The 5,781-nt window shown below is 67.7% G+C and carries 5 protein-coding genes; 2 read left to right on the plus strand and 3 right to left on the minus strand.

The window, feature by feature from the left end:
• A partial coding sequence (locus GBZ26_RS26220) for a cobaltochelatase CobT-related protein (protein ID WP_174441353.1) occupies positions 1 to 1,397 on the plus strand: 1,397 nt, incomplete at its 5' end.
• A gap of 93 nt (positions 1,398 to 1,490) precedes the next feature.
• Here the strand turns inward: GBZ26_RS26220 and GBZ26_RS26225 are convergent.
• Positions 1,491 to 2,003 carry an invasion associated locus B family protein gene (locus tag GBZ26_RS26225; RefSeq protein WP_014239253.1) on the minus strand — a complete coding sequence of 171 codons (513 nt, stop codon included), beginning with the start codon at positions 2,001 to 2,003 and terminating at the stop codon, positions 1,491 to 1,493.
• A gap of 279 nt (positions 2,004 to 2,282) precedes the next feature.
• On the opposite strand from GBZ26_RS26225, the gene GBZ26_RS26230 reads away from it, so the two are divergent.
• A complete protein-coding gene (locus GBZ26_RS26230) occupies positions 2,283 to 3,311 on the plus strand; it encodes a Fe(3+) ABC transporter substrate-binding protein (RefSeq protein ID WP_174441354.1) in 1,029 nt (342 codons plus the stop codon).
• A gap of 68 nt (positions 3,312 to 3,379) precedes the next feature.
• Here GBZ26_RS26230 and GBZ26_RS26235 read toward each other — a convergent pair whose 3' ends face one another.
• A complete protein-coding gene (locus GBZ26_RS26235; RefSeq protein ID WP_174441355.1) occupies positions 3,380 to 4,228 on the minus strand; it encodes a pirin family protein in 849 nt (282 codons plus the stop codon).
• A 104-nt stretch (positions 4,229 to 4,332) separates the two neighbouring features.
• Positions 4,333 to 5,781 (minus strand): ABC transporter permease (locus tag GBZ26_RS26240; RefSeq protein WP_174441356.1); only part of this gene is annotated, 1,449 nt, incomplete at its 5' end.

Raw genomic sequence — 5,781 nt, forward strand, 5'->3', positions numbered from 1 at the left:
CCCCGCCCCCCGCCGCCGAACACGCGGTCAGCCTGTGGCGCGGCTGGATCGAGGAGCGGCTGGGCAAGGACCTGCACGGGCTCGCCGGCCACATGGCCGATCAGGACGCCTACGCCCGCGCCGTGCGCAAGCTGCTGACCGAGCTGGACATGGAGGTCGGCAACGACCCCGACGAGCCGCAGGAGCCGGAGGAGGACGAGCGCGACTCCGGCGAGAACGAGAACGAGCCGAACAAGGGCCAGACCCAGGGTGAGGACGACACCCAGAGCCAGGCCGAGTCGATGACCTCCCAGGAGACGCAGGAGTCCGACCAGGGCGAGCAGGCCGACGAGGGCACCGGCGAGGAGGGCGACACCGAGATGGGCCAGGGCGAAGGGGCGGAGGAGCCCGCCGGCCCCGGCCAGCCCTGGCGCCCGGAGGCCAGCCGCCGCAACGAGCCCGACCCCAACGCCTACAAGCCCTTCACCACCCAGTTCGACGAGGTGGTCGACGCCGCCGAGCTGTGCGACCCGGAGGAGCTGGCCCGGCTGCGCCACATGCTGGACCAGCAGCTCGTCCATCTCCAGGGGGTGATCTCCAAGCTGGCCAACCGCCTGCAGCGCCGCCTGCTGGCCAAGCAGCAGCGGTCCTGGGAGTTCGATCTGGACGACGGCATCCTCGACGCCGCCCGTCTCGCCCGGATTGTCGTGAACCCCGTCCTTCCCCTCTCCTTCAAGAAGGAGAAGGAGATGGACTTCCGCGACACGGTGGTGTCGCTGCTGATCGACAACTCCGGCTCGATGCGCGGGCGGCCGATCTCCATCGCCGCGATGAGCGCCGACATCCTGGCCCGCACGCTGGAGCGTTGCGCGGTGAAGGTGGAGGTGCTGGGCTTCACCACCCGCGCCTGGAAGGGCGGACAGGCGCGCGAGAACTGGATCGCCTCGGGCAAGCCCGCCAACCCGGGCCGCCTGAACGACCTGCGCCACATCATCTACAAGGACGCCGACCAGCCCTGGCGCCGCGCCCGCAAGAATCTCGGCCTGATGCTGCGCGAAGGCATCCTGAAGGAGAACATCGACGGCGAGGCGCTGATGTGGGCGCACAACCGCCTGATCGGCCGGCCCGAACAGCGGCGCATCCTGATGGTGATCTCCGACGGCGCCCCGGTGGACGATTCGACCCTGTCGGTCAACGCCGGCAACTATCTGGAGCGGCACCTGCGGCAGGTGATCGAGTACATCGAGACCCGCTCGCCGGTGGAGCTGGTGGCCATCGGCATCGGGCACGACGTGACCCGCTACTACCGCCGCGCCGTCACCATCGTGGACGCCGAGCAGCTGGGCGGCACCATGATGAACAAGCTGGCCGAGCTGTTCGACGAGGACGACCGCCGGGGCCGCAGCGGCTGGCGCTGAGGCCGGTCCCCGGACCGGAAACGACAACAGTACAAACGATAACGGCGCGGATCACTCCGCGCCGTTTTTGTTGATGCCGTCCGGTTCGTCCGGTCACTGCAGGCTGCGCTGCATCTCTTCGAAATTGCGCGAGAAGCCGTTCAGCGGGAAATCGATGTCGCGCTTGCCGGCGCGCAGGAAGTTCACGCGGACCAGCACCGTGGAGCCGTTGCGGAACTGGTCGACCACGCGGCCCGACACGAAGTTCGGGAACATGCACATGTTGAGCGTGGCGATCTGCGTCTCGATCCGCGGCTGGCGGTCGACGCGGATGGCGCAGTTGTCGATCATGCCCTGGCTCGTCGTCAGGAACAGGTGGTAGTCGTTGCCGGTCGGGATGACGCTCAGCGCCACGAAGCCGACCTCCTTGCCGTCGTCAAACAGCCGGTAGTTCATCAGCCGGCAGACCTTGGTGTCGGTCATCCGGTCGATCTCGCAGCGGCTGGTCCAGGCGCCTTCCGGGCCGTACTCGGCGGCGGATTTGGAGAAATCGACGGCGGAGGCCGGTGTGACGGCCAGCGCGGACAGCAGCGCCGCACCAAAAGCGAAGAGACCTGTCCAACGCATCCTGACGCTCCCCATCTGTCGTCCCGTTCGGCCGCTCGCGATCCCGCACGACGGCTGTTACCGCAAACGGATTATAGGCATACCCCAAGGACGAACAAGCCTTTACACCTTTGGTTGGCGTCTTAGTCCGCGATGATCGTTCCGCTCCGCATCCTTTTTGAATATTGAGAATGGTTATCGTTCACGCTTGACACCCCGGCCCCCGAATGGTCAAGTCGGTGCATGAGAACGCTTCGCAATTGCGGGCGTGAACCGACAAGAATTCGGGAGTCACTGAGGATGCACATCGGATCGCGCGGCGTGTTTGCCGCCACCTTCGCCGCCACGCTGCTGACCATGACGGGTCTCGCCAGCGCCGCCGAGGTGAACATCTATTCCGCGCGCCATTACGATGTGGACAAGGACCTCTACGACGCCTTCACCAAGAAGACCGGCATCAAGATCAACGTCATCGAGGGCAAGGAAGAGGAGCTGATCGAGCGGATGAAGACCGAAGGCGGCAACAGCCCCGCCGACGTGTTCATCACCGTCGACGCCGGCCGCCTGTGGCGCGCCCAGGAGGCCGGCCTGCTCCAGCCGACCCGCTCCAAGGTCATGGAGGAGGCCATCCCGGCCCACCTGCGCGAGCCGGAAGGCCACTGGTTCGGCATCTCCAAGCGCGCCCGCATCCTGGTCTACAACAAGGCCTCGGTGAAGCCGGGCGAGATCAAGACCTACGAGGAGCTGGCCGATCCGAAGTGGAAGGACCGCGTTCTCGTCCGCTCCTCGACCAGCGTCTACAACCAGTCGCTCGTCGGCTCGCTGCTCGCCGCCCACGGCGAGAAGGCGACGGAGGAGTGGGCCAAGGGCGTCGTCGCCAACATGGCGCGCAAGCCGCAGGGCGGCGACACCGACCAGATCAAGGGCGTGGCCGCCAACGAAGGCGACGTGGCGGTGACCAACACTTACTACTTCGCCCGCATCGCCTCCTCCGCCAAGCCGGAGGACAAGGCCATCGCGGAGAAGCTGGGCGTGATCTTCCCCAACCAGGACGGTCGCGGCACCCATGTGAACGTCTCCGGGGCCGGCGTCATGAAGAACGCGCCGAACAAGGAGCAGGCCGTCCAGTTCCTGGAGTATCTGGTCAGCCCCGAGGCCCAGAGGATGTTCACGGAAAAGAACTACGAGTACCCGATCGTCGCCGGGGCCGAGACCGCGCCGGTCCTGGTGACCTGGGGCAAGTTCAAGGAAGACCCTCTGAACGCCGCCGTCTACGGCAAGAACAACGCCGAGGCTCTGAAGATCATGGATCGCGCCGGCTGGAAGTAAGCCACCGTCCGGCGTAGCGAAGGGGCGCGTCCCAGCGGTGGAGACGCGCCCTTTTCGTTTTTGTGGCTTTAGAACTTGCCCTCTTCATAGTCGCGGTAGGCCTGCATCACCTCCTCGCGGCTGTTCATGACGAAAGGGCCGCCCCAGGCCACCGGCTCGCCGATCGGACGGCCGGAGAGCAGCAGGAAGCGCGCGCCGGAGGGGCCGGCGGTGATCTCCGCCCGGTCGCCCTCGCCCAGCACCAGCACCCGCGGGCCGCCCAGCCGGACCGAGCTGCCGGGCGCCACCACCGATCCCTCGAAAACCACCAGCGCCGCCGTGTGGCCGGCGGGCACCGGCTCGGAGAAGGCCGCACCGGCCGGCAGGGTGACGTCGAAGTAGCGGGCCTCGGTCGAGCCGCTGCGCACCGGGCCGGCGGTGCCGTTGCCGGTGGTGCCGGCGATCACCGTCACCGTGGTCCCGCCCTCGCGCGTCTCGACCGGGATGCGGTCGGCGGCGAACTCCTGATAGGCGGGCTCCGACATCTTCAGCCGCGCCTGCAGGTTGATCCAGAGCTGGAAGCCCTTCATCAACCCTTCGGTCTGCTCCGGCATCTCGGAATGGATCACGCCGCGCCCGGCGGTCATCCACTGCACGCCGCCGGTCTCGATCACGCCCTCATGGCCGTGGTTGTCCCAGTGGCGCATGCGGCCGGCCAGCATGTAGGTGACCGTCTCGAAACCGCGGTGCGGGTGGTCGGGGAAGCCGGCCAGATAGTCCTGCGGCGTGTCGGACCCGAAATAGTCCAGCATCAGGAAGGGGTCGAGCATGCGCAGGCGCGGCGTGCCGACCATGCGGGTCATGCGCACGCCGGCCCCGTCGGACGCCTCCATGCCTTCGACGGCGGTCAGGACGGGACGGACGGTTTCGGCGGTCATCGGACGCTCTCCTCAGGCAACATCGCTGAGAGAGAGGTATTCTTTCCGGGGCGCCGGATAAAGCCCCAGCGCTGCTCAACACTGTTGCGGCGTGGGCAACAGCGTCATTCGTCCGTCTGGCCGGGGCGGGAGCGGCTGATGGACAGGCTGAGCAGGATCACCGGCACGATGCCCACCGCGACGATGGCCAGCGCCCCGGTGGCGGCCTCGGTCAGCCGCTCGTCGGAGGCCAGCGTGTAGACTCGCACGGCCAACGTGTCGAAGTTGAAGGGCCGGACAATCATCGTCGCCGGCAGTTCCTTCATCACGTCCACGAAGACCAGCAGGCCGGCGGTCAGCAGGCTGCCCCACATGATCGGCGCGTGCACCCGGATCAGCGTCCGCCCCGCCGTGTGGCCGAGCACGCGCGAGGCGAAGTCCATCGTCGGGCGGATCTTGCCCAGGCTGGCCTCGATCGTGTTGAAGGACACCGCCAGGAAGCGCACCAGATAGGCGAACAGAACCGCCGCGATGGTGCCGCTCAGCAGCAGGCCGGTGGACACCCCGAAGGTCTGGCGCATGAAGGCGTCAACGGCGTTGTCGAGATGGGCGAAGGGAATCAGCACGCCGACCGCGATCACCGATCCGGGAATGGCGTAGCCCATGGCGGCGACGCGCACCGCGCCCTTGAGCAGCGGCGTCGGGCGCAGCCGCTGCCCGTAGGCCAGCACCAGCGCCAGCGACACCGCCAGAACCGCGGCCAGCGCCGCCAGCGTGAAACTGTTGCGGGCCAGCGTCAGGAACACCGGCCCGAAGGCCTGGTCCCCCGCGGTGACCGCCATGCGCACCAGCAGACCGGCGGGCAGCAGGAAGCCGAGCAGAAGCGGCAGCCCGCAGGCCGTCATGGCGGCCGCCGCGCGCCAGCCCTTCAGCTCATGCTTGGGCAGGCGGCGGTAACGGGTGGTGGTGTGGTGGTAGCGGGCCTGCCGGCGCGACCAGCGCTCCATCAGCACCAGCACCAGCACGAACATCATCAGCACGGCGGCCAGTTGCGCCGCCGCCACCGGCTGCCCCATGGCGAACCACGTCCGGTAGATGCCGGTGACGAAGGTGTTCACGGCGAAATACTGCACGGTGCCGAAATCCGCCAGCACCTCCATCAGCACCAGCGCCAGACCGGCGACGATGCTGGGGCGGGCCAGCGGCAGCGCCACCGTGAAGAAGCTGCGCCACGGTCCGCGGCCGAGCGTACGGCTGACCTCCAGCACGCAGACGGACTGCTCCAGGAAGGCGGCGCGCGACAGCAGATAGACGTACGGGTAGAGCACCAGCGTCATCATCAACGCGGCGCCTTCGAGCGTACGGATGTCCGGAAACCAGTAATCCCGCCGCGACCAGTGGAACAGCTCGCGCAGCGCGGTCTGCACCGGGCCGACGAACTGGAGCAGATCGGTGTAGACGTACGCCATGACATAGGCCGGCACCGCCATCGGCAGCAGCAGCGCCCACTCCAGCGTACGGCTGCCGGGAAAGCGGCACATGGTGACCAGCCAGGCGGTGCCCACCCCGATGAC

Source organism: Azospirillum formosense (assembly GCF_013340925.1).
Lineage (GTDB): Bacteria > Pseudomonadota > Alphaproteobacteria > Azospirillales > Azospirillaceae > Azospirillum > Azospirillum formosense.

Bases quoted from the DNA above. Each gene is read 5' to 3' on its own strand.
- GBZ26_RS26225 (WP_014239253.1), bottom strand. From the start codon at position 2,003: ATGCGTTGGACAGGTCTCTTCGCTTTTGGTGCGGCGCTGCTGTCCGCG.
- GBZ26_RS26230 (WP_174441354.1), top strand. From the start codon at position 2,283: ATGCACATCGGATCGCGCGGCGTGTTTGCCGCCACCTTCGCCGCCACG.
- GBZ26_RS26235 (WP_174441355.1), bottom strand. From the start codon at position 4,228: ATGACCGCCGAAACCGTCCGTCCCGTCCTGACCGCCGTCGAAGGCATG.